Raw genomic sequence first — 25,853 nt, forward strand, 5'->3', positions numbered from 1 at the left:
GTAATGGATTATTTAAGCGCAGGATCCCCGGAAGCGGCACCACTTTTTATGTGGAATTGCCGGTCGGAGGCGGGAAGTAATAGCGATGTAAGCAGCCGCGTATAAGTAATATCAATTCAATATTAAAGTGGAAATTGAACGGGCCGGAAGCGTAATCTGGGATTTATAGCTTCCACTGGAAAATTGCATGTTCTTGTCCTTGTCGCCCGTGGTTAAATAGGTATCCAGTGTTTTGTATGCCCTTTTGTTATTACTTAAGCCAAGTTTTACAGATGTATCCGTTGTGCCGCGGTTAATGGCTACTATTACCAATTTATTGTTTTTATCCTTCCAGGCCGAGATCAGCACCTTATTGTCAGCTGAATGTTCAACGCCGGTATACACACGAACCATTCCCGGGCGAACGAATAAGCTGTAATGTCCCAAAGCCCAAAGGTTTTTGGTTACTGTAAATTCGCCATCTTTATAATCGGGCTGGGGTTTTAGCGCAATAAGGTAGTAGCGGGTATTAAATTCGGCACTGCCCGGCTCGTAGGAATTCCAAAATTGCCAGGCAGTGGCGTTGCCCGCGGTAAGGTCGGCATGAATAACTTTAGCCAGGAACAGTGCGCAATCCATCGCGCTTCTGTCGCCTTTTACACCTTCTTTAAAACCATCTGCCAGCATGCTATACTCAGATTCCCAGTAGCTGATGTTATACTTTTTGGCAGTATCGGCCAGCCTGGTCCTGATTGCAACGAGTGTGCTGTCGTTACTTTCGGTAAAGTAGCTGTGACCTGCAATTACTGGCGGCACATGGTTCAGTGCTTTAACAGATAATGAACTGCCGGGGCCGAAGAAATGCTGGATCTGGCTTGATGAATTGCCTTTGCCCGAATACAGGTAATTGAGCATCCCGGCCTCACCTATCAAAATTTTGGTATCAAGATTTTCCTTGGTAAGCGCGCCGTTGAGTTCTTTAACTACATGGTAAATTTCGTCGTTTTTCCATGCCGAACCTTCCTGGTCGGCTTGCTTGTAGGGGTGCGACCAATCCCATTGCGGCTCATTAACCGGGCTTATGTAGCTAAAATGAAGGCCTTCCTGATCAAAATGACGGATCACTTTGGCTAAAAAATCAGCATAGGAGTCGTACGCATCAGCTTTTAAATTACTGGTATAATCCTTTTCTGTTTTGTAACCCAGCCCGTTCCTGGTAAATTGTACCGGTGGGCTGTTTGAAAAAGCTATCAACGTTTCTACCCCATAATCATGTGCTTTTTTTAAAAAGAATTGATATCCCGCCTGCTTGCTCCAGTCATAGCTGCCATTAGGACTTAAAAAGCACTCCGTTCTTTTTCTGAAATCCTTAATGCCGCTGCTGTCGCCCTGTTCAGTTGTGCCGGCACCTATGTTAAAGCGCCACGCGGATAGCCCTATCCCTACGGGGGTACCTTGCTTATCTTTTTCCTTGCTGAATAATAAACGTGCGATAGCTTCCCTTTTTTCGGCAGGCCAGTATTTGCCTATCCCCTCAGAAAACCAGCAGCCCGATGCTCCTATGTTTTCAATTGTCTGCGCGGTATTGTTCAAATTTACCTGCAAGGTTATTACGGTGTCCGTTTTTTGAGCAATGGCGGCAAATTGGGAAATAGTTACCAGCAGGAAGGTTAGGAATAGCTGTTTAAAAAGGCTTTTGGGTAATTTCATCTTGGTCAAATATAAGCTGTCATTTTTATATTGAGGTGCTGCACGCAAACATCATTTGAGGTATTTTGGTAAAAAAAGTATTACCATACCTTTTGCACCGGGGCTGTTAGGGTTTTATTATTACTTTTAACAGTATTCATACATCAATCCAGGGTAGTTCTACATCATGAAAAAAATAGCTTTAGCAATCGTGGGTATTTTGCTTGCGTTTTCCTTTGTGTTTTTTAAACAACCTGCAAAGCAACCGGTTAAAGATACCCGCCCCAATATAGTGGTGATACTTGCCGACGACCTTGGCTTTTCTGATATAGGCTGTTACGGGTCCGAAATTCATACACCTAATATTGATTACCTGGCTGCGCATGGCATCAGGTATACCCGCTTTTACAATACATCCCGTTGCTGCCCCACAAGGGCATCGTTACTAACGGGTTTGTACAACCAGCGTGCGGGTATTGGCAACATGACCGATACTGAGGATGAGCCCGGCTACCTTGGGCACCTGGCCGAAAATTCGGTTACCCTTGCAGAGGCGTTAAAAGGGGCGGGGTACCATACTGCCATGTCGGGCAAGTGGCRTGTAAGCAATACAGTAGGGCAAAAAGATCCTGAAGAGCAACAGAAGTGGCTTAATCACCAGGTTTATTATCCAACTTTTTCGCCATTGGCGCAATACCCAACCAGCCGCGGGTTTGAAAAATTTTTCGGCACCATTTGGGGAGTGGTTGATTATTATGACCCGTTTAGCCTGGTAAGCGGCACAACGCCCGTTAAAACTGTCCCTAAAAACTATTACCATACAGATGCTATTAACGACACAGCCGCAAGCTATATTAAGGAGTTTAGCAGGGATAACAAGCCCTTCTTTTTATACGTTGCCGAAAACGCGCCGCACTGGCCGCTGATGGCACCGCCGGAAGATATTGCAAGGTATAAAGATACCTATAAGGTTGGCTGGGATACCATCCGCGCACGCAGGTACAATAAGCTGGTAAAAGCAGGTATTATTGACGCTGCAAAGGCACCCTTATCGCTTAGGGATAAGGCAAGCTTGAAGTGGGAGGATAATCCCAACAAAGACTGGGACGCCGCCGCCATGGCCGTGCATGCCGCCATGATTGACAGGATGGACCAGGGGGTAGGCCGTATTATAAAGGCATTAAAAGAAAGTGGCAAACTGGATAATACACTCATTGTTTTTTTAAGCGATAATGGCGCCAGCAGCGAAAACTGTACCGCTTACGGTCCCGGATTTGACAGGCCCAACCAAACCCGCGCCGGCGAAAAGATTGCTTACGATATGAAAAAAACAATCCTTCCGGGCCTCGAAACATCTTATGCATCCATTGGCGAACGCTGGGCAAACGTGGCCAACACACCGTACCGGTATTGGAAAGCCGAATCATATGAAGGCGGCGTTCATACCCCGATGATCGCGTTTTGGCCAAAGGGGGTAACTGTGGCAAATGGCAGCTTATCAAACCAGTTGGGCCATGTAAAAGATTTTATGGCCACGTTTGTCGAGCTGGCAAAAACAATATACCCGCTTACCTATAAAGGTCACCCGGTAATGCCCAAGCAGGGCAAAAGCTTTGCAGCCTCATTTAAGGGAATAACAAATGCCGATGAGGCTTTGTTTAATGAGCACTATGGCGCGCGTTATGTTAGGTACAATGGCTGGAAAATGTTTTCCTTATCCAACGATACCACCTGGAACTTGTACCACATAAAGGATGACGAAACCGAGATCAATGACCAGGCAGCTAAATACCCCGAAAAGGTGAGCCAATTGAGCGCCATGTGGCACCAATGGGCCATGGCCAATAATGTGTACCCCAAACCTCGCCATAAATAAAAATACAGCCGGTATAACCATGACATATATAAAAACCTACCTGTTCTTTTTTGTTGCCTTGCTTTGCGTGGCAAGTTCATCAGCCCAGCAGCGGCCCAATGTTATTTTTGTTTTGGCCGATGATATGGGATATTCCGATTTAGGCTGTTACGGCAACCCCGTAATTAAAACCCCTTTTTTAGATAAAATGGCTCAAAAAGGGGTAAGGGAAACCAATTATGTAGTATCAAGTCCTTCGTGCACGCCATCGCGGGCATCGTTATTAACCGGGCGTTATGCATCAAGGATGAACCTGCCTTATCCTATCCCGCCAGGATCAACCCTGGGCCTGCCCGACCAGGAGGTTACTATTGCCGAAATGCTTAAAAATGTGGGCTATAAAACAGCCATGATAGGCAAATGGCACCTTGGCGATCATAAGCCCTGCAATCATCCCATGGCGCAGGGGTTTGATTCCTATTACGGGTTGCTGTATAGCCACGATTACCGCTCGCCTTATGTGAAAAGCGATACCACGTTAAAGATTTTCAGGAACCACAAGCCGGAGGTTATTAAGCCTGCTGATTCGTCAATAGTTGATCTATATACCAACGAGGCAATTAAATACATTAAATCGCAAAAAAAAGGACACCCGTTTTTCCTGTACCTGGCACATAATATGCCCCATTTGCCAGTGGCCTTTGCATCATCAAAAAAGAATAAGGGCCGTTCGGATGGCGGCCACCTGGGCGACGTGGTAGAGCAGCTTGACGAAAGCCTGGGCCAGATATGGAAGGTGCTTGAAAAGCAAGGTTTTGCAGACAATACGATCTTCATGTTTTCGAGTGACAATGGTCCGTGGATTGAATTTCCGGACCGTATGTCGGGCGATGGCGCAACCAAGCACTGGGATGCCGGTACCGCTGGTGTGTTTCGCGGTAGTAAGGGCCAAAGTTATGAAGGCGGCGTGCGTGAACCATTTATTGTATACTGGAAAAATCATACCCCTGTAAATGCCACCATCACCAGTATGGTAAGCAACCTGGATGTGCTACCCACGCTGGCCAACTGGACAAACGCTCCCTTACCAAAGGGTCGCACACTGGATGGGCAATCCATAGCCGACGTGTTGCTGGGCAAAGCGCCCAGGCACCCCAAACACCGCGAAATTTATTATGTAAACAATGGCGTTTGCGAAGCTGTAAGACAGGGCGATTGGAAATACCGCGAAGTTAAAGCCGAAAACAGCAGCAAAGGTATTTTGAAGGATGCTCAGCAAACGCAAACAGAGCTGTTCAATATTTCGTATGATCCCAGCGAGCGTACCAATGTAATAACCGAATACCCGGATATTGCCAGGGAGATGAAGGCTTTGTTTGATAAATTTCCCGGTAAAACCGAAAATTGATGTAAAGCTTGTGAGGTTTAAACCCGACCGATTAAATATGCTATAATATTGCTTTAATTTGCAACTACCAAATTTGGGGTACATGATGAACCGTATTTGCCTTGTTGAAGATGAAGAAAAAGTAGCCGCCTTTATTTCAAAGGGATTGCAGGAACATGACTATGAGGTAACGCATGCCATTGACGGCTTTACAGCGATTGACCTGTTAGCTGGCCATTCTTTTGACCTGATAATCCTTGATCTGATGCTGCCTGATATTAACGGCATCGACCTTTGCCGCCGCATCCGCAGGGATAATAAGCAGCTACCGATATTAATGCTCACCGCGCTGGATAGGGTAGACGATAAGGTAAATGGCCTGCAGGCGGGCGCTGATGATTACCTGGTAAAACCTTTTCATTTTAACGAGCTTTTGGCGCGGATAAGCGCCCTGCTAAGGCGTTCACGGCAGGAAATGCCCCGGGAAGAAGGTTTATTAACCTTTAGCGACCTGAAGCTAAACACCTTTACTAAAACTGCCGAGCGCGCAGGTACCGAAATTACCCTGACCACCAAGGAGTACCATTTGCTGGAATTGTTTTTGCGCAACCCCAACAAAACATTATCAAGAGATTATATTGCCGAAAAGGTTTGGGATATTCAGTTTGACACGGGCACCAATTTTATTGACGTGTATGTAAACTATCTGCGTAAAAAAATAGAAAAAAGTGCGCAGTCAAAACTCATTCATACAGTGATAGGGATGGGGTATATTTTAAAGGAGAAATAAGGCTGTATGAAAATAAAAAACAGGCTTGCCTTAAATTTTACACTCCTCAGCTCGGCCATGCTGCTGGTTATTATGGCGAGCATGTACCTGGCTTTTGCCGATTTTTTCAGGACAGATTTTTACGGCCATTTAAAAGACAGGGCAAAAGTAGCCGCTCAGCTATACCTCGAAGCCGACGAAATATCATCCGATTCATTAAACCACGTTCGCGAACGTATGCTGGAGCAGTTGCCCAACGAGGTAATCAGGGTTTACAATGCCAACAACATAGCCTCGTTTATAAAAGATAAAGAGCAATACTGGAGTTTTAACACGATTGAAGAAGTCCGCGCAAAAAAGTACATCAGCTTTAGGGAGGGAGAGCGGCAAACAATAGGTATTTACTATCATGACAACCAGGGTAATTTTGTGATCCTGGCCTCCGCTTATGACCAGCAAGCAAAGGTGCGCCTGTCGGGTATTATTCGCATCATGATCATAATTCTGATAGTAGTGAACAGCGTTTTATTTTTTATAGGCAGGTGGTTTGCAAAGCGGTCGCTAATGCCCATTGATGGGCTTATCAAACAAATGAAGCAAATTAATGCCAGCAGCTTACATGTAAGGGTTGATGAAGGAAAAGGCAAGGACGAAATAAGTGCCCTTGCCCTTAATTTTAACCGCTTGCTTAGCCATCTTCAAAATTCGTTTGAATTACAGCAAACCTTTGTTGCCAATGCATCGCATGAGTTACGCACGCCGGTTACGAGTATCATTGGCGAAGTTGAGGTTGCCCTGAACAAGCAGCGCAGTATTGTAGATTATGAGCAACTGTTAAATTCGGTTTTAAACGATGCCGGGCGGCTTAGTGATACCATCAGCAGCCTGATGGAACTGGCGCAAACGGATATGGAATATACCCGCGCAAAGCTGGAACCCATCCAGATTGATGAACAAATATGGGAGTTGCAGCATCATTGGGCTATGTCGGCCGGGCACCCGCAATTGCAGGTGCAAATTGATCATTTGCCCGATGATCAACAGGCACTTTTTATCAATGCCAACCTCACTTTGCTTAAAATAGCCTTCAATAATATTATTGGTAATGCATTCAAATTCTCGCACAATCAACCCGTTATTTGCCGTTTAAATGCCGATGACCAATCCATAGTAATTACAATTATTGATAAGGGCGTTGGTATCCCTGCCGATGATCAGGAAAAAATATTTACCCCGTTTTATCGCAGTGCAAACGGCCGCGTATTTGATGGCAATGGGGTAGGGCTGTATGTAGCTTTTAAAATTATCCAGCTATTTAATGGCACCATTAACATACAATCGGCAGTTGGGCAGGGCACTACTTTTACCATTAGTTTTGTGCCAATTTTCTAATCTCTTTCTAATCCCGCTTTAATGCTGGTCTAATTTGGGTGGTATAGTTTTGCGCCAAACAAATAAACTATGCACCGAAAATTTGTTATCGTTCTTTTTTCAATTCAACTATTACTATGGTGTATAGCTGTCGGGGGCCCGGTTTACGGGCAACCCTCCGGCGGCGATACTCTCAGGATGTCATTGAAAGAGACAGAAGCCCAATTCTTAAAAAATAATCTCGACCTCATTATTCAGCACTATAGTGTTGACCAGGCGCAGGCGCAAATAATTACTGCCCGGTTGTTCAACAATCCCGACTTTAGTTTTGCCAACGTTTTATACAACCCGCAAACCAAACGCTTTTTTGATACCAGCCATGATGGCGGCGAATATTCGGCCCAGCTATCGCAGCTTATCCAAACTGCGGGCAAGCGCAATAAAAATATCCAGCTGGCGCAGATAAGTGTACAGCAGGCACGGTACCAGCTATTTGACCTGTTACGTACGCTACGTTATACCCTCAGGAACGATTTTTATAAGGTTTATTTCCAGGAGCAATCGGCACAGGTTTACCAGGAAGAGATTAATTCGCTGGCTAAAACGCTTAAGGCTTTCCATGAACAGTATGCCAAAGGCAATATCGCCCAAAAAGAAGTACTGCGTATCCAGTCGCAGCTATACTCGCTGCAATCGGAGCTTAACGACCTGATGAATGGTATTGACGATACCCAAAGTGAGTTGAAACTGATGATCCGCGCCAAACCATCAAGTTATGTACTGCCGCAGGTTGATATCAATTTGGAAGGAAAAAATATGGTGTCAGATGTACCTTATCAGCGTTTGATAGATTCGGCTTATGCCAATCGCAACGATCTTAAAGTTGCCCGCTCGGTTGTTGATTATAACAACATTAACCTGAAGTTGCAAAAGGCAACAGCTATACCCGATGTTACCCTTTCATTGGCTTATGACAAGCAGGGTAGTTATATCCGCGATTATTCAAGCGCGGGCATCGCGTTTTCGCTGCCGTTTTTTAACCGCAACCAGGGTGGCATAAAGCAGTCCCGTATAGCGGTGGATGCCAGTAAGGTGCAATTACAAAGCCAGCAGGACCAGTTGGAAAGCGAACTGGCTAATGATTATAAGGGCGCTTTACGCCTTGAAAACCTGTACAATAGCTTCGATCCTAAGTTTAAACAGGATTTTAACCACTTGATACAGGAAGTGTTTAAAAACTACCAGAAACATAACATCGGCCTGTTGGAGTTTCTTGATTTTTATGATTCGTATAAAACCAATACGCTGCAGTTAAATAACCTGCAACTCAACCGCATCAGCTCGTTAGAGCAATTGAATTTTGCAACCGGCACACCATTCTTTAATCAATAATAACACACAGATCATGTATCGCCCATATAAAATAGTTATTTTTAGTATTGTTCCGGCCCTTATCTTGTCCATGTCTGCCTGTTCGCATCACCCGGACGAAGCGGCAAAGGATACCCGTTTTGAGGTAACTGATACCTTATTGCGCAGCCTGGTTATTGACACCGTGAAGGCCGAAAACGCACTGTCGGAAATTACGCTTACCGGTAGCATAGCGCCGGATGAAAGCAAAATGGTAAAAATTTTTCCGATGGTGAGCGGTATAGCACAGTCGGTACATGTGCAGTTGGGCGATGTGGTTAAAAAAGGCCAGGTGCTTACCACCATGAAAAGTGCCGAGATTGCCGGCTTCAGCCGAGATTTGATTTCGGCACAGGCCGATCTGCGAAACGCCAAACGCCAGCTGGAAACTACGAAGGATCTTTATAAAAGCGGCCTGTCATCTGAAAAAGACCTGGAGCAGGCAAAATCTGATTATCAAAAAGCTACCGCCGAAAACAATAGGGCCGGTTCTATCATGTCTATCAATAAAAGCAACGGCAAAGGGTATGAAATCCAGGCACCGCTAAGCGGTTACATTATCGAAAAGAATGTGACGGATGACATGCAGGTACGCGCGGATAATAACCAGAACCTGTTTACCATTGCCGATCTGTCGTCGGTGTTTGTGCTCATCAATATGTATGAATCAGACATTGCCAGTGTAAAACTTGGCGATGCTGTACAAATAACCACACTGGCCTATCCGGATAAAGTATTTACCGGCAAAATTGACAAACTTTTTGACGTGCTCGATCCGGATAATAAAGTAATGCGTGCCAGGGTGATGATTAGCAATCCGGATAATATGCTGAAGCCGGGCATGTTTACCAATGTAAAGATCCAAGCCAAATCGGGAATGAACCTGCCGGCCATTAAAACAGATGCTATTGTGTTTGATAATAATAAAAACTACGTGGTTGTTGTAGATGGGCCGGCTAAAGTGCATATCCAGCCTGTTGAAATAGCCAAACGGGTAGAAGATGTGGCCTATATCAGCAAAGGGTTAAAGCCGGGGCAGCGTGTGGTTGCTTCAAGGCAGGTTTACCTGTATGAATCATTAAAGGAGTAAAGCCTCACCCTGCCCTCTCCAAAGGAGAGGGTTCTGACTAGCATGGGGTAACCTTAGCCACCATTCTAATAATAGAGTCTGGAAAATAAAAAAACACGCAAATCAAAATTCCTCTCCAAAGGAGAGGACTTAGGTGAGGCTTTATAAAACGAACAGATGAACAAGTTCATAAAAGGAGTGCTTTCTTTTGCACTTAAAAATAAGATCTTCATATTTTTTGTTACCCTGCTTATGGCGGTGGCGGGCTATATCAGCTTTAAAACCATAGCCATAGATGCCTTTCCGGATGTAACCAATACATCGGTAACTATTATAACCCAGTGGCCCGGTCGCAGCGCCGAGGAAGTGGAGAAGTTTGTAACCCGCCCCATAGAACTGGCCATGAACCCGGCCGAGAAAAAGACCAGTGTGCGCTCGTCGTCGTTGTTTGGCCTGTCGGTAGTAAAAATTACATTTGATGACGATGTAGACTATGCGTTTGCCCGTTTACAGATCAACAACCACCTTGATGAGGCCAATTTACCGGATGGTATTACTCCCGAAATTGAGCCCCCTTACGGACCGACAGGCGAAATTTACCGTTATACCTTAACTAGTAATAAACGTTCGGTGCGCGAACTAAAAACTATACAGGACTGGGTGGTAAGCCGCGAGATAAGGGCGGTGCCTGGCGTAGCCGATGTAAACAGTTTTGGCGGCGAGGTAAAAACTTACCAGATAACCATAAACCCCGAAAAGGCGGTTCAGTACGATATTACCCCCTTGCAGTTATTTGATGCAGTATCCAAAAGTAACGTAAACGTTGGCGGCGATGTGATACAGCAAAGCGGGCAGGCTTACGTGGTGCGCGGCATTGGGTTGCTCAATAACATAAGTGAGATAAAGAACATTGTTGTTAATAACGTAAAAGGCACGCCTATTTACGTAAAGACAATTGCCGAGGTAACCGAGTCATCGTTACCAAGATTGGGCCAGGTAGGTCGCGATGTTGACCCGGATGTGGTAGAAGGTATAGTGGTGATGCGCAAAGGCGAGAACCCCAGCGTTGTTATTGCCGGCCTTAAAGATAAGATCAAAGAACTAAACAGTACTATACTGCCTGAGGATGTTAAGATCAATACTTTTTACGACCGCGAAAACCTGGTTGATTTTGCAACGCATACCGTGCTGCACAACATGGCCGAGGGGATCATATTTGTAACGGTGATTGTATTGCTGTTTATGGCCGATTGGCGCACCACGGTAATTGTAGCCATTATCATCCCGCTGGCGCTGTTGTTTGCCTTTATGTGCCTGAAGTTAAAAGGTATGTCGGCCAATTTGCTCTCGATGGGCGCTATCGACTTTGGCATCATTATAGATGGGGCCGTGGTAATGGTGGAAGGGATATTTGTACTGCTTGACCACAAGGCCAAGGAAATGGGGATGGAGAATTTTAACAAGCTGAGCAAGCTTGGGTTAATCCGCCAGGCCAGTTTGGTGAACGGTAAGGGCATCTTTTTTGCCAAAGCTATTATTATTACCGGTTTGCTGCCCATCTTCAGCTTTCAAAAGGTAGAAGGAAAAATGTTTTCGCCCCTGGCCTGGACATTGAGTTTCGCGCTTTTGGGAGCCTTGTTGCTAACTTTTACGCTGGTGCCTGCGCTGTGCAGCATCCTGTTACGTAAAAATGTAAAGGAACGTCATAACATATTTGTAGAGTTTATCACCAAAAATGCACTTCGCTTTTATACCCTGTGTTTTAAACGTCGCAAAATTGTGTTCCCGATAGCAGTTACTGCATTGGTTATTAGTTTAGGTTGTTTTACGTTGTTAGGTACCGAGTTTTTACCGGAATTAAATGAAGGTTCGATATATGTGCGGGCAACGGGCCCGTTAAGCACCTCGCTGGAAGAATCGGTTAAGCTATCCAACGAGATGCGCCGGATTTTCCTGAGTTTTGACGAGGTTAAGCAGGTGATATCGCAAACCGGCCGGCCAAATGATGGTACCGATGCTACGGGCTTTTACAACATCGAATTCCATGTTGATATTTATCCGCAGGATGAATGGAAACGTAAAGAAACCAAGGAAGAGCTCATTGCCCGGATGCAGGATAAACTGAAGTTTTATCCGGGTGTCGATCTCAACTTCTCGCAGCCTATATCAGATAATGTAGAAGAAGCGGTATCGGGGGTAAAGGGTTCGATAGTAGTGAAGATGTTTGGAGATAACTATCCTTATATCGAAAGCAGGGAAGAGCAGATTTACAAGATCCTGAAAGGTGTACGCGGTATTGAAGACCTGGGAATTTTACGCAACATGGGCCAGCCCGAATTGCAGATAAACCTTAACCAGGATAAAATGGCCCAATATGGTGTTACAGCTGCCGATGCCAACGCGGTGATAGAAACCGCGATTGGCGGCCGCGCTGCTACACAGATTTACGAGGGTGAGAAGAAGTTTGATTTAAGGATCCGTTACCCGGAAGATTTCAGGAACAATGCAACCGCCATAGGCGATTTGCGTGTACCTACTTTAAATGGCGGTAAAGTTCCGCTAAGAGAGATAGCTGATATTGGCAAGATAACGGGGATCAGTATGATCTACCGCGATAAAAACAGTCGTTATGGCGCTATCAAGTTCTCTATCCGCGGCAGGGATATGGGGAGCACCATTGCCGAAGCACAGGCCAAAGTAAATGCACAAATTAAGCTGCCTAAAGATTACCGCTTAGAATGGGCCGGCGATTTTGAAAACCAGCAGCGTGCCACGCAAAGGCTGTCGCAGGCAGTGCCGGTAAGCTTGCTTATCATTTTCTTTATCCTGTTTATCCTGTTCGGTAACTTCAGGGATTCGTTGCTGGTATTAAACAACGTGCCTTTTGCCATCATGGGTGGCATCCTGGCTTTGTTGATTACCGGGGTTAACTTTAATATATCGGCAGGGATAGGGTTTATAGCATTGTTTGGTATCTGTGTGCAGAACGGCGTTATCCTGATCTCGAAATTTAAATCGAACATTAAGGAGCTTCGCCATCATCAATTTACTGATTTTACCGAGGCTTTAAAAAACGGCGTTGCCGATAGGATGCGCCCGGTTATCATGACAGCTATGATGGCCGCCATTGGTTTGCTGCCGGCTGCATTGTCCGCAGGCATCGGTTCCGAGGCTTCAAAACCATTAGCCATCGTAGTAATTGGCGGCTTAATTACCAATACCATTTTTAACCTGTTTGTATTCCCCATCGTGTTTTACTGGACTTACCGTAAACGCGTGGAAAGCGGAGACACCGGAAGATTATAACAAGGAACTTTCCCCAATTTCTCTATATAACCGAGCTCCCGTTGTAATAACGGGGGCTTTTTTAACAGGGTAAATACATCTAATTGGGTTAACATAACTTAACATATTTTAGATGTATTTTTTGTAAGTGTTTGATAAACAATGTATTGTATTTAATCATGGTTGACACTAAACTGATCGCGCAATTTTTACGCATCCAATATTTGTGCCTGTTGTTGGCCAATTCAGGTACCGAAGGGGCCTGGCTCTTCTAATTATTTTGCCCGGGTTTTTAACCACGAGGTTCCCTTACCATTACCCAATACGTGGCGTTGGTAAGCGGCTCCAAAAACGAAGCCGCAGTTTCATACCCTAACCGGTTGTAAAATGAAATATTTCTGGGCGTAAAAGTTTCCAGGTACGTGGGCAAGCCCAGTTTATCGGTTTTTTTCAATATCTCGTTTATCAAACCGACACCTAAACCTTTACCCTGAAATTCCGGCTTAATGCCGACGATGGAAAGGTACCATGATTCGGGGCCAATTAAACCCTCCAGTTTTGCCGACATAAAATCGACCATTTGCACATAGGCATCAAGTACGCCATCACCTAAATTGGTTTTCAGGAATGTTTTCTTTTCGCGGCCTTTTTCTGATTCAAGCGCTGCACTTAAGGGCTTACTCCATACAGACGCGCCATACCTGTGTTGGTCCGGAATAAACAGCAGACCGTATTTTTCGGCCTCGTACATCGAATAATCAAGGTAGCTTATTAAAGCCTCCCGTTTCTCCTTATCGCCGGGGATTGATTGTAATAGCCTGATATAAAACGGATCGGGTTGTAATGCCTGGTATAAGGCTTCAGAAAACTCCTGGTATTTAAGCGTGTACATGGCTGGTAAATATCGGAAATTATGCGGCGTGCTAACAGACAAAAATTGATTTATAGTTGAATAAGCCCCCGGTGTCCACAAATCAAAAACAGCCCGAAGATTTTGTCCCCGGGCTGTTTTATTATGGCTTTCAGCCTTATGCTTTTGGCTTTCAGCCTATTTCTTCATTACTTTATTCACAATATCGTTTCCAAAAACAAATACCATCAGGGTAACCAGTATTACAAAGCCCACTATTTGCGCACGCTCCAGGAACTTATCGCTTAGTGGTTTACCTTTTATCATCTCCACTATCAGGAACACAGCATGACCACCATCAAGTGCCGGGATAGGCAATAGGTTCATCAGTGCTAATACCATTGATAAAAAGCCTACCAGGCTCCAAAAGTGAACCCAGTCAATAGTGCCGCCAAACAGGTTTGCTATAGCAACAGGGCCGCTTACGGCTTTGTTAAACTTAACATCGCCTTTAAATATTTTACCCAGACCTTTGGCGTTATCAGTAAATGTGCTGATAGCTCTTGCCGCACCGATAGGGAATGATTGAAAGAAACCGTATTTTATGGTCTTTACTTCGGGGAAATCGCTTTTTGGCCTTGCAAAACCAATAGTGCCATCGGCAGTTACCTGGGCTTTTATTGGCAAAATGGTGCTGTTGCGTTTTACGCTCAGGTCAACCAGTTTGCCTTTGTTTGCCGCCAGCTGGCTTTGAATCTCGTCAAAAAATACTACAGGCCGGCCGTTTACAGCCACCACGCTATCGCCTTTTTGCAGGCCTGCTTTTTTAGCATTGCCATAAACCGAATCGACAGAAAATTTGGTACGTGGTACGCGGCTTATGAATTCTTCAATACCATGATCGGCCAAATCATTTAATATGGTATGCGGCACTGTAATGCTTAATGTTTGGGCACCGCGCACTACGGTGAATACCGTGTTTTCGAGCAATACTTTTGGGCTTGTTAAATCGTCAAAACGTACAATTTCTTTACCATTAACGGCGGTAATTTTATCGCCCGGCAATAAGCCTATTTTTTTGCCTACCACGCCTGGTACAATGCCATATTGCGCACTGGTATTGGGGATATAGCTTTCGCCAAAACGGATGGTCAGTATCCAAAATATAACAATACCTAAAATAATGTTAACCGTAACACCGCCCAGCATTACAATTAAACGCTGCCAGGCTGGTTTTGAGCGGAACTCCCAGGGCTGCGGCGGACCGGCCATCTGGTCGGTATCCATCGATTCATCTATCATACCGGCAATTTTAACATAGCCACCTAAAGGCAGCCAGCCAATGCCATATTCAACACCTTTATATGTAAACTTAAACAGGCTGATATTCCACGCGTCAAAAAACAGGTAAAATTTATCTACTTTAATCCCGAAAGCCCGGGCCGTTAAAAAGTGCCCCAGTTCGTGCAGGATGATTAAAATTGAAAGGCCCAGTACAAGCTGGCCTACCATGATCACTATACTCATTCGTTATATTTATCTATTAATAGTTTATTGCCTTTAACGGCAGTTTTTGTATAAAATTTTGCGCAAAGATGCGTGTTTCTTTGTCGGTATTCAAATAATCGGTTATGGTTGGTTGTGATACGAAGGCGATTTGCTGCATACACTCTTCAATCAAATCGCTCATGGCCAGGAAACCGATGCTGTTATTTAAAAAACCTGCAACGGCAATCTCGTTGGCCGCATTAATAATACAAGGCATGTTACCACCTTGTTTTAACGCAGCGTAAGCTAAACCAAGATTACGAAAAGTTTCCAGGTCTGGTTTTTCAAAAGTCAGGTTAGGGTAGGCGGTAAAATCAAACCGTTTAAAATCGTTTTGGATGCGGTTAGGGTAGGTGAGCGCGTACTGGATGGGCAGTTTCATATCCGGCAAACCCATTTGCGCTTTTATCGATCCATCCCTGAATTGCACCATCGAGTGGATGATAGATTGCGGGTGAACCACCACATCAATCTGCTCTGCATCTACATCAAAAAGCCATTTTGCCTCAATCACCTCCAGGCCCTTATTCATGAGCGATGCTGAATCGATGGTGATTTTGGCGCCCATAACCCAGTTGGGGTGTTTTAAGGCGTCTTCGCGGCTTACACCAGCCAAAAAATCAAGGCTACGGCCGCGGAAAGGCCCGCCCGACGCGGTGATGATCAGTTTTTCTACCGGGTTATTTTCCTCGCCTGTAAGGCACTGGAATATGGCCGAGTGTTCAGAATCTACCGGCAGGATGTTAACCCCATGCTGTTTGGCTAAAGTGGTTACAATTTCGCCGGCGACAACTAAAGTTTCTTTATTGGCCAGGGCGATATCTTTACCCGCCTTTATAGCGGCAATAGTAGGCTCCAACCCAGCAAAGCCAACCATTGCTGTAAGCACAACATCAATATCAGGATGCGTAACGGTATCAATAATAGCCTGGTGGCCTGCCAGTACTTCAATGGGTAGGTGCGCCAGGGCCTCTTTAACCTGCAGGTATTTGCCGGTATCGCATATAATGGCATACGCAGGCACAAACTCAATAGCCTGGCTAATTAATAGCCCGGCGTTGGAGTGCGCTGTAAGTAAAAAAGCCCTGAACAGGTTGCTGTTGCCTTTTATCACCTCAAGTGTTTGGGTACCTATGCTGCCTGTTGAGCCTAAAATGGCAATGTTTTTTATCTGGTTACTCAATTATAATATCTATATAAGAAAAATGCCGGTTATCCTAAGCTTGTCGAAGGACGCGAGGAGAGGCCTTTACCCGCTATGCTTCGACGCGCTCAGCATGACACCCTTTTTTTATTTCAGCGAATATAATTATAATACGCTTCGTCTATGTCAATTCGCTCTTTAAAGTCTCCCCTTTAGGGGAGATTTAGAGGGCTTAAATATACGCTTTTAAGCCATCTGCTATCTTCCTGTCGTTTGATAGCCTTGGCACCTTATTTTGTCCCCCCAATTTTCCTTCCGAACGCATGTAATTTATAAACGCGTTTTTTTGTAGGCCTTGGATGATCAAAGGTTGCAAAATGTTACCTTCAATCAGGTCAAAATAGTAAATATTTTTCTTTTGCAGGGCTTTGTCCACTTTTATGGCAAAGGCCTGAAGATCGGCGGGTGGTGTTCCAAACTCAACAAACCACTCGTGGTAGGGGAGTTGCCCGACCGCTGGGTTAACCTGCGGGGCTACGGTAAATTCAATAACATCCACCCCCTCGGCCTTTGCTACGCTCATTAAGGCATGTTCTACTTCTTCGCCAATAACATGTTCGCCAAAGGCCGATATATAGTGTTTAATACGGCCGGTTACAATGATTTTATAAGGGTTTTTAGATATGAATTTAATGGTATCCCCTAAGCTATACCCCCACAGCCCGGCGCTGGTGTTCATGATAAGCGCGTAGTTTTTCTCCAGTTCCACATCTTTGATATTGATGCGGGTTGGGTGCTCGTTAAAGTATTCTTCAGAAGGAATAAATTCGTAAAATATGCCTGAATCAACTAATAACAGTAGGCCGTGCTCCTTTTGCGAATCCTGGAAAGCGATAAAGCCCTCAGATGCGGGATAAGTTTCGATAGAGTCAATTTTAAAACCAATACTTTCCTCCATCCGGGCGCGGTAAGGTTCGTAGTTTACGCCGCCATGCACGTACAATTTAAAGTTAGGGAAAATATCTTTCACCTTTTTGCCGCCAGACTTTGCCGAAAGCCTGTCGAAATACATCTGGCACCAGGGCGGTATGCCGCTGATGAGGCGCATATCTTCATTAAAAGTTTCGTCAACTATGGCGTCAACCTTTTGCTCCCAATCTTCAATGCAATTGGTTTGATAGCTGGGCAGCCTGTTTTTTTGAAGGTAGGCGGGTACATGGTGTGCCACTATGCCCGAAAGCCTCCCGGTTGAAACGCCATTTTTTTCGGCTAAAACCGGGCTTCCCTGCAGGAAGATCATTTTACCGTCAACAAAACCGGCGTTGCCGGTTTCATGAATATAGGCAAGCAAGGCATTGCGGGCGGCTTTAATATGCTGGGGCATACTTTCCTTTGATATCGGGATATATTTTACACCCGATGTAGTGCCCGATGTTTTGGCCAGGTATTTTGGCTTGCCCGGCCATAGCACATTTTCTTCGCCTTTTACAACCCTGTCTATATAGGGGCGCAGGTCTTCATAATCGTGGATAGGTACGTTTCGTTTAAAATCTTCGTAGCTATTGATCTGTGAAAAATTATGCGCTTTACCAAAGGCGGTATCTTTAGCCTGGTGAATAAGATTGCTAAATGTATTTTGCTGCAATACAAGGGCGTTTTTACGCAACTGATTAAGCTCCCTGTTTACCAGGGCTGCAAAAACTTTGCTTAATACAGATTTAAGGCCCATTGGTTAATTGGTTTCGGACAGGTCATCGTCAACATCCAGGTGGCTATAAACTAATTTACGGTAGGTAACCATAATAATTACCTGGATAAAAGGGAACGTTAGCAAAAACCAGCAATAAAAAGCTAACCTGAATATGAATCCACCCTTTTCATCAAGTCCGGTTAAATTTATGATCAGGAAAACAGGTATCAATGCGATAAACAGAATGCCTATTATAATAATAAATATACTAAGGGTTTTAAAGAAGTTATCCTTGGTTATTTCGAAACTTTGTTTGAGCGATTCTATCGGTGCCGAATCATCGTCAACAATAAAGCAGATGCAAAATATACTGCGGAGACTTATGTAGAGGATAATCAATAATTCTATCGTTTGAAATATGCTTTCCAACCCCAGAAACCGTTGAGCCAATACGTAGAAGAAGAATAATATTGCAACAAAAAATGCTGTTAAAAAGCCGATAATAACAAAATTGAATGTCATTTTAGCCGATGGCAAAATATCTTTAAACTCAAATTCATAATATTCCTTATCCATTAAGGTTAATATGAGTTTGTAAAAGCTTAAACCAATAAAGCACTGCGTTATCAAGGCTATGAAGAAGAAAATAGTGGTAGTAAGGTAATCGCCAACCAAGAAAAAAGTCTTAAAAAAGTCAAGCACCTCATTTATAAACAGCGAAATAACCGAATACACAACAAGTGGCACAAAATTTTTCTTTAAAATATTCCATGCAGTTTTAATGGTTTCTGCAACAGAAAAGGTGTGGTACATAGGTTATTATGATCTGTTAAAAATTACCCGCTTCCAAAAATCCTGCATAAATCCTATCCCGTAGGCTGTTAGTTGAGTGAAGGCAGCTATAATGCTCAAAAATGCGATTTTTGCTGATTTATTTTTCCACCAAGCATGAAAAAATATTAACAAAATGATAAACAACACTATAAAGTTACCCAGTTTGGCAATCTGCCAGCCCAATAGGTTGAAAATGAGCGTAAAAAGCAAAAATAGTGTGAACGCCGCCGGGAAAAAGTGCACCGCCTTTAATTCCCCCGGGAAAAACTTATAAATGTTTATACGTGCCCTGCCAAAAAAGTGCAGTTGCTTAAAAAACTGTACAAAATTGGTACGGCGTTTATGGTAAACGATGGCGTCGGGTATCAGCCCTATTTTAAAACCAAGCGAATGGATGCGGATGCTGTATTCAATGTCCTCGCCCAATCGGGTGATAATAAAGCCGCCTGCTTTTTCCCATACCTGCCTTGACACACCCATGTTAAAACTTCGTGGATGAAACTGCCCAATCCCTTTTTTATTACCGCGGATACCGCCTGTTGTAAAAGGGGAGGTCATGCTATAGCTGATGGCCTTTTGCGTAGGCGTAAATGACGCGTGTGCTCCGTCGGGGCCGCCGTAGGCATCAAGGTAATTTGCGGTTAACGAATTATTTACAATCTGCAGGTAATCTGCCGGGATCAAACAATCCGAATCGAATATGATAAAGTAATCGCCCCTGGCGCGTTCAAATCCAAAATTGCGTGTAAAACCCTGACCCTCGTTTGCTTTTTTAAAGTAGCGAACATCCAACTGTCCAACAAAGCTGTTTACGATAGCTTCGGCGTCATTAACCGATCCATCTTCAATTACCAAAACCTCAAAATTCCGGTACGTTTGCAGCACCAGGGTCTCCAGTAATTCTTTGATCTCCTGCGGGCGGTTGTATAAAGGAATGATGATGGAAAAAAACATGTTTTTTAGATGTGCAGATTTCAGATGTGCAAATGTGCATATGAAGCTGTAGAATTCACGATTTTTTGATGTTAAATTTTGATAAGCTTTGCATCGATGAAAAATAATTTTATTTTTTTTCCTGATTCGTCTACGCATTTGAAGTTTTCATCTGCACATCTGGAATCTGCATATCTGCACATCAAATAACCTCCTCAACCAAATAATGGTTGCGTTCGCTTGAGCTACGGGAAACCAGTTCGGCAACAAAGCCGGTTAAAAATAGCTGCGAGCCTAAAATGATGGCTACAATGGCTATATAAAACCACGGATTATCTGTCGGCTGTCTTTCTTTGATGTGATGCGAAAGGTTATAAAGCTTGTCGGCCATTATCCATATCGCTATTACCAACCCTGTAAAAAAGCTTAATGTACCCATGGTGCCAAAAAAGTGCATGGGGCGCTTACCAAACTTGCCTACAAAAAATATCGACAGCAAATCAAGAAAACCGTTTACAAAGCGGCTCATGCCAAACTTGGTTTTGCCGTATTTGCGGGCACGGTGCTCAACAACCTGCTCGCCAATTTTGGTAAAACCAGCCCATTTGGCCAGTACGGGTATGTAGCGGTGCATTTCACCATAAACCTCTATGTTTTTAACCACGGTACCGCGGTATGCTTTAAGCCCACAGTTAAAATCGTGCAGGTTATCTATGCCGCTCATTTTACGGGTGGCATAGTTAAATAACTTGGTAGGGATGGTTTTGCTCAACGGATCATACCGTTTGGCTTTCCAGCCCGATATCAGGTCGAATTTTTCTTCGGTTATGCGGCGGTAAAGTTCGGGGATCTCATCCGGGCTATCCTGTAAATCGGCATCCATGGTTATCACCACATCGCCCCTGGTAGCGGCAAAGCCGGTATTAAGCGCTGCCGATTTGCCATAGTTACGCCTGAATTTGATACCTTTAATGAAAGGATTATCGAAGCTTAGCTTCCTGATCATCTCCCAGGAACCGTCCTTGCTGCCATCATCAACCAATATGATTTCATAAGTAAAACGATTTTCGGCCATTACGCGGCTTATCCATGAGGTAAGCTCGGGCAATGATTCTACTTCGTCATAAAGCGGTACTACAACTGATATATCCATTTATAAGGAATGTGATGCCTGGCTATAAAAGTTCTGCCCGCAATCATCCGCAAAAATATAAAAAATAGGGAATGGTTGGTATAATGATTTTTAAGACTCGGCCTCACCCAACCCTCTCCAAAGGAAGCCTCACCTAAATCCTCTCCAAAGGATAGGACTTTTGATTTGCATGATTGCGATTGTTTTTTTGCCATCTCCTTTGGAGAGGGTTGGGTGAGGCTAATTTAGGTGAGGCTGTGCAATATGTAAAGCCTCTATTACGTTAAAAGCACTTGGAAATATTTGCATAACTTGCCTGTCATTATAAATAAAGCCTTCATGAAATTTTGTAAAGCAATTCTTTTTGTTTTTCTGTGTGTTTTTTCCACATTAAGCTACGCTCAAACCGACGATCAACAGGGCGCAAAATACGATCAGCATAAAGTTTTCAATCCATTATTTTACCCCGAAAAAGGCAACGAATACAGGAATGCCGGTGGTGCCCCCGGCTCAAAATACTGGCAAAACCGTGCCGATTATAAGCTTGATGTTACGTTGGATACCACGAAACACCGGCTTGACGGTACTGCGTTAATTACTTATACCAACGACAGCCCCGATGCTTTAACATTTTTATGGCTGCAGGACGATCAGAATATTTACCGCGAGGATTCGCGCTCCGAAGCTGCCAGCTCGGTTACCGGGGGGCGTTTTACTAACCGCAGCTATACCAAAGGCGATGAAATAAAAGCCATTTACATTATTAAAAACGGCAAAACTACCAAAGCTGATTACCTGGTGACCGATACCCGACTGCAAATAAAGCTTAAAGATTCGTTGAAGGCCGCAGGTGGTAAGCTTCAGATTAAAGTGGAGTATGGTTTCGAGATACCTAAGTACGGTACCGACCGTATGGGCCGCCTGGAAACCAAAAATGGCTGGATATACGAAATAGCCCAATGGTACCCCCGCATGGAGGTTTATGACGACGTAACCGGGTGGAATGTATTGCCCTATCTTGGCGCCGGCGAGTTTTACCTGGAATATGGTAACTTTGATTATACCATCACAGCGCCTTCAAATTTGGTGGTAACGGGCTCGGGCGAACTGCTTAACCCCGCCGAAGTTTACACGCCAACTATCATGAGCCGCCTGGCCGCAGCCCGAGCAAGCGATAAAACAGTGATGATAAAGGACGAGGCTGATGTTTTGAGCGGTAACGACCATCCTAAAAAACCGATGCTTACCTGGCACTTTGCCTGTAAAAATGCCCGTGATGTAGCCTGGTCGGCATCAAAAGCGTTTGTATGGGATGCAGCGCGCATTAATTTGCCAAGCGGCAAAAAAGCTTTGGCACAATCGGTTTATCCTGCCGAGGTAAAGGGTAACGATGCCTGGGGCCGGTCGACAGAGTATGTGAAGGCTGCCATTGAACTTTATTCGGATAAATGGTTTGAGTATACATACCCCGTAGCAACCAACGTGGCCGGTACGGTAGGAGGGATGGAGTATCCCGGGATTGTTTTTTGCGGATGGGAAAGTAAAACCGGGGGCCTTTGGGAAGTTACCAATCACGAGTTTGGCCATAACTGGTTCCCGATGATAGTAGGCTCAAACGAACGTAAGTACGCCTGGATGGATGAAGGTTTTAATACTTTTTTAAACAACGTAGATACCCGCGTTTTTAATAAAGGCGAATATTATGAGCCGGTAGATGAGCAAAAAGCTGCATCGGGTTTATTTAGTGCCGATGCTGAGCCGATAATGACCATTCCAGATGTAATACAGGAGAGCTTTCTGGGCAACGCGGCCTATGATAAGCCTGCCCTGGGCCTTGCCATTTTACGCGAACAGATTTTGGGCGAACAACGTTTTGACTACGCATTCCGCACCTATATTAAACGCTGGGCATTTAAACATCCAACGCCTTGGGATTTTTTCCACACCATGGATAATGCCGCCGGCGAGGATCTGAGCTGGTTTTGGAACGAATGGTTTTTTACCACCTGGAAACTTGACCAAAGCATAAGCGGTATTGCCTACCAGGACGGCGACCCTGCGAAAGGTGCGCTGATTACCATAGAGAACCTGGAAGAGATGGCCCTGCCGGTAGTTATCAGCATTAAAGAAGAAAATGGCAAAACAGGCATTGTAAAACTGCCTGCCGAAATATGGCAGCGTGGCGGTACCTGGACTTTTCCTTATAAATCGACATCGAAAATAACCCTGGCCGTTATCGACCCCGACCATAAATTGCCGGATTTAAACGCCGAAAATAATTCGTTCAGTGGTTTGCCGGTTCCAACCGGCGTAACTGCCGGCAGTGTAATCAAAACCTATCTTGATGCTATTGGCGGGGTTGATAAGCTGAAAAACATCAAAGACCTGCAGGTTTCGGCAGCGGCCAGCGTGCAGGGCTCCGAGGTGCAGATGGTTTCGAGGTACCGAATACCCGGAATGTATTTTCAGCAAATTACTGTACCATCATATAACAACCTGGTACTAAGTCATATTTTGGTTAATAATGATAATATAAGTGTGCAGCAGGTAAACCATGAAATGCCTTTGGATGATGTGGCCAAAAGAGTGCTTAAAGAAAAGAGCAAAGCTTTCCCCGAGCTTGATTATGAAAAGTTGGGAAACGCGGTGTCGCTTGATTCAACAATGAAAGTGGTAAACGGCGATATGGCTTATGAACTTGACATTCATGTTGTTGATGGTGCTGTAATTAAAAACTATTACAGCCAAAAAACAGGCCTTAAAATAAAGCAGGTGATTGATGGTACCGCGAGTTCGGTAACGGAGTTTGGCAATTACGAGGGAATTAATGGAGGCGTTAAAATTCCGTTTTTAATTAAAACAGTTATCCTTGGCCACCCGGCTGATTTTAAGGTTAAAGAAACAGCCGTAAACAGCAATATGCCGGCGGTATCGTTTCAATAATACGCTGGCAATGTTCAACATTTACGTTAGTATAGTGACGTGATTTTTTGTAAATTTGATATCATGATACGGACAATACTCAAATCGACTAAGAATAGCTTAACGCTGGAACTACCAGATGATCTTGTTGGAAAAACGATAGAAGTATTGCCTTTGAGATAGATCAGCTTACTCCAACTAAAATAATACAAGATATTGAAAGGTCGAAGAGGATAGAAGCAATTGATAAGGCCCTTGGTAAAAATCGTTTAGATCTGTCAGTCTATAAATTTTATAGGGATGAGGCTAACAATTATGAATAAAATAGCTATTGATATAATATGGCGATCTATTCAAGCAAAATTAATTCTCTCAATAAAACCTTAGTCTTCTGGCCTGTTTAACTATTTGACATAGCACCGTTAAACCAACCCCAAAACCTTACTTGTACGCTCGCGTGTAGCAACGCTCAAAGCCTCATCATTTGATAATGATTGCCCGTATGAAGGGATCATCTGTTTTAGCTTTTCCTGCCATTCAGTTGTTTTAATATGGGTTTTAAAGCAGCGTTCAATCAGCTGTATCATAATGGGTACCGATGTGGAGGCACCCGGCGATGCCCCTAACAGGGCCGAAATGCTGCCATCTGCCGATGTTACTACTTCGGTGCCAAATTCAAGTACACCGGTGTGCTTAGGATCTTTCTTGATTACCTGTACGCGCTGGCCGGCAATGTCAAGTTCCCAATCTTCGGCCCTGGCAGTTGGTAAGTACTCTTGTAGTGCTTTAAGCCTGTCGGTGGGCGATTGCATTACCTGGCTGATAAGGTACTTGGTTAGCGGCCAGTTATCGCGCCCTACGGCAAGCAGCGGTAATATATTATTGGGTTTTATTGAACAAAACAGATCGAGTAAAGATCCTTTCTTTAAAAAACGGGTCGAGAAACCTGCATAAGGGCCAAACAGCAGTTCGCGTTTACCATCAATCATCCGGGTATCCAGGTGCGGTACCGACATTGGCGGCGAACCTACCGATGCTTTACCATAAACTTTAGCTTCGTGGCGCTTAATTACATCAGGGTTAGTACAAACCAGCCATTGTCCGCTCACCGGGAAACCACCAAAGCCTTTACTTTCTTTAATGCCCGATTTTTGTAATAATGGCAAAGCACCGCCTCCGGCACCAACAAACACAAATTTGCTGGTTAGCTTTCTTTTTGTACCACTTGTTTTATCTTTTACAGTAACAAGCCAACTGCCATCGTTATTGCGTTTAAGGCCGGTAACATCGTGGTTAAGGCTTACATTAACGCCTGGTTTTTGTTTCAGATTGTCAATTAAGCTACTGGTAAGGCTACCAAAATTCACATCGGTACCAATATCCATAAATGTAGCCGCTACCGTCTCATTTTCATCGCGACCTTCCATTACCAGCGGAATCCATTTTTTAATCTGTGCTTTATCTTCAGAGTATTCCATCCCTTTAAAAAAGTGATGTTTAGTGAGGGCCTGCTGGCGTTTTTTTAGGTAATTTACATTATCGGCCCCCCAAACAAAGCTCATGTGCGGTACTTTGCGGATAAAGCTTTCGGACGATGGGATATATTTTTTATCGATAAGATATGTCCAGAATTCTTTGCTTATCTCGAATTGTTCGGCAATTTTGATGGCTTTTTTTATTTCTACGGTGCCGTCCGGCAATTCGGTTGTGTAGTTTAGTTCGCAGAAAGCGGAGTGACCCGTACCCGCATTATTCATGGGGGCCGAACTTTCTGAAGCGATGACATCCAGGCGCTCAAAAATTTCGATAGTTAAGTCGGGCTGTAATTCTTTTAGCATTACCCCCAAAGTAGCGCTCATAATACCCGCGCCTATTAAAACCACATCAACCGTTGTTCCCGAACCTTTATCGCTGTTAGCCATCTTAGTATGATACCCTGCAAGAGGTATTTTGAAATTAATTACACCAGGTATAACCCGGTTTTTG

Annotated in this window: 17 protein-coding genes; 8 read left to right on the forward strand and 9 right to left on the reverse strand. The window is 44.3% G+C overall.

The genetic code is table 11. The annotated features are described in order from the left end of the window. Window positions 1–111 precede the first annotated feature (111 nt). A complete protein-coding gene (locus AC1DU2_RS12430) occupies window positions 112–1,689 on the reverse strand; it encodes a glycoside hydrolase (protein WP_477384754.1) in 1,578 nt (525 codons plus the stop codon). Between the two features lie 166 nt (window positions 1,690–1,855). Between AC1DU2_RS12430 and AC1DU2_RS12435 the strand changes: the two genes are divergently transcribed. The 7 genes from AC1DU2_RS12435 (at window position 1,856) to AC1DU2_RS12465 (ending at window position 12,835) form a co-directional block, all read left to right on the forward strand. Next, window positions 1,856–3,544, forward strand: a complete 1,689-nt coding sequence (locus AC1DU2_RS12435) for an arylsulfatase (protein WP_477384755.1) — start codon at window positions 1,856–1,858, stop codon at window positions 3,542–3,544. A gap of 19 nt (window positions 3,545–3,563) precedes the next feature. Next, on the forward strand, window positions 3,564–4,931 hold the full coding sequence (locus AC1DU2_RS12440) for a sulfatase-like hydrolase/transferase (protein WP_477384756.1): 1,368 nt from the start codon (window positions 3,564–3,566) through the stop codon (window positions 4,929–4,931). An 82-nt stretch (window positions 4,932–5,013) separates the two neighbouring features. Next, entirely contained in the window at window positions 5,014–5,700 is a 687-nt protein-coding gene (locus AC1DU2_RS12445; RefSeq protein WP_477384757.1) for a response regulator transcription factor, read from the forward strand. Window positions 5,701–5,706: 6 nt separating this feature from the next. Next, the gene (locus AC1DU2_RS12450; protein WP_477384758.1) at window positions 5,707–7,071 is read left to right on the forward strand and encodes a sensor histidine kinase; all 1,365 of its coding nucleotides are present in this window, start codon (window positions 5,707–5,709) and stop codon (window positions 7,069–7,071) included. 69 nt (window positions 7,072–7,140) lie between these two features. Continuing rightward, window positions 7,141–8,442 carry a TolC family protein gene (locus tag AC1DU2_RS12455; protein ID WP_477384759.1) on the forward strand — a complete coding sequence of 434 codons (1,302 nt, stop codon included), beginning with the start codon at window positions 7,141–7,143 and terminating at the stop codon, window positions 8,440–8,442. A gap of 13 nt (window positions 8,443–8,455) precedes the next feature. Continuing rightward, window positions 8,456–9,550: an efflux RND transporter periplasmic adaptor subunit gene (locus tag AC1DU2_RS12460; RefSeq protein WP_477384760.1), complete on the forward strand. Its 1,095-nt coding sequence runs from the start codon at window positions 8,456–8,458 to the stop codon at window positions 9,548–9,550. Between the two features lie 156 nt (window positions 9,551–9,706). After that, the gene (locus AC1DU2_RS12465) at window positions 9,707–12,835 is read left to right on the forward strand and encodes an efflux RND transporter permease subunit (RefSeq protein ID WP_477384761.1); all 3,129 of its coding nucleotides are present in this window, start codon (window positions 9,707–9,709) and stop codon (window positions 12,833–12,835) included. 271 nt (window positions 12,836–13,106) lie between these two features. Here the strand turns inward: AC1DU2_RS12465 and AC1DU2_RS12470 are convergent, their stop codons facing one another. From AC1DU2_RS12470 to AC1DU2_RS12500, 7 genes are all read right to left on the reverse strand, one after another. After that, complete coding sequence (locus AC1DU2_RS12470) at window positions 13,107–13,706, reverse strand: GNAT family N-acetyltransferase (protein WP_477384762.1); 600 nt, start codon at window positions 13,704–13,706, stop codon at window positions 13,107–13,109. Window positions 13,707–13,862: 156 nt separating this feature from the next. Continuing rightward, a complete protein-coding gene (gene rseP, locus AC1DU2_RS12475; protein ID WP_477361742.1) occupies window positions 13,863–15,191 on the reverse strand; it encodes an RIP metalloprotease RseP in 1,329 nt (442 codons plus the stop codon). A gap of 16 nt (window positions 15,192–15,207) precedes the next feature. After that, window positions 15,208–16,395, reverse strand: a complete 1,188-nt coding sequence (locus AC1DU2_RS12480; RefSeq protein WP_477384763.1) for a 1-deoxy-D-xylulose-5-phosphate reductoisomerase — start codon at window positions 16,393–16,395, stop codon at window positions 15,208–15,210. Between the two features lie 193 nt (window positions 16,396–16,588). After that, window positions 16,589–18,085, reverse strand: a complete 1,497-nt coding sequence (locus tag AC1DU2_RS12485; RefSeq protein ID WP_477384764.1) for a GH3 auxin-responsive promoter family protein — start codon at window positions 18,083–18,085, stop codon at window positions 16,589–16,591. A 3-nt stretch (window positions 18,086–18,088) separates the two neighbouring features. Next, window positions 18,089–18,859: a glycerophosphoryl diester phosphodiesterase membrane domain-containing protein gene (locus AC1DU2_RS12490; protein WP_477384765.1), complete on the reverse strand. Its 771-nt coding sequence runs from the start codon at window positions 18,857–18,859 to the stop codon at window positions 18,089–18,091. A 6-nt stretch (window positions 18,860–18,865) separates the two neighbouring features. Continuing rightward, the gene (locus AC1DU2_RS12495; RefSeq protein ID WP_477384766.1) at window positions 18,866–19,834 is read right to left on the reverse strand and encodes a glycosyltransferase family 2 protein; all 969 of its coding nucleotides are present in this window, start codon (window positions 19,832–19,834) and stop codon (window positions 18,866–18,868) included. Between the two features lie 181 nt (window positions 19,835–20,015). Then, complete coding sequence (locus AC1DU2_RS12500) at window positions 20,016–20,966, reverse strand: glycosyltransferase family 2 protein (protein ID WP_477384767.1); 951 nt, start codon at window positions 20,964–20,966, stop codon at window positions 20,016–20,018. Between the two features lie 318 nt (window positions 20,967–21,284). Here AC1DU2_RS12500 and AC1DU2_RS12505 point away from each other — a divergent pair, with 318 nt between their 5' ends. Then, window positions 21,285–23,888: a M1 family metallopeptidase gene (locus AC1DU2_RS12505; RefSeq protein WP_477384768.1), complete on the forward strand. Its 2,604-nt coding sequence runs from the start codon at window positions 21,285–21,287 to the stop codon at window positions 23,886–23,888. A 401-nt stretch (window positions 23,889–24,289) separates the two neighbouring features. Here the strand turns inward: AC1DU2_RS12505 and AC1DU2_RS12510 are convergent, their stop codons facing one another. Next, window positions 24,290–25,789 (reverse strand): malate:quinone oxidoreductase, encoded by a 1,500-nt coding sequence (locus tag AC1DU2_RS12510; protein WP_477384769.1) that lies wholly within the window; start codon window positions 25,787–25,789, stop codon window positions 24,290–24,292. Window positions 25,790–25,853: the final 64 nt, after the last annotated feature.

Source organism: Mucilaginibacter sp. P4_C11, from assembly GCF_056402115.1.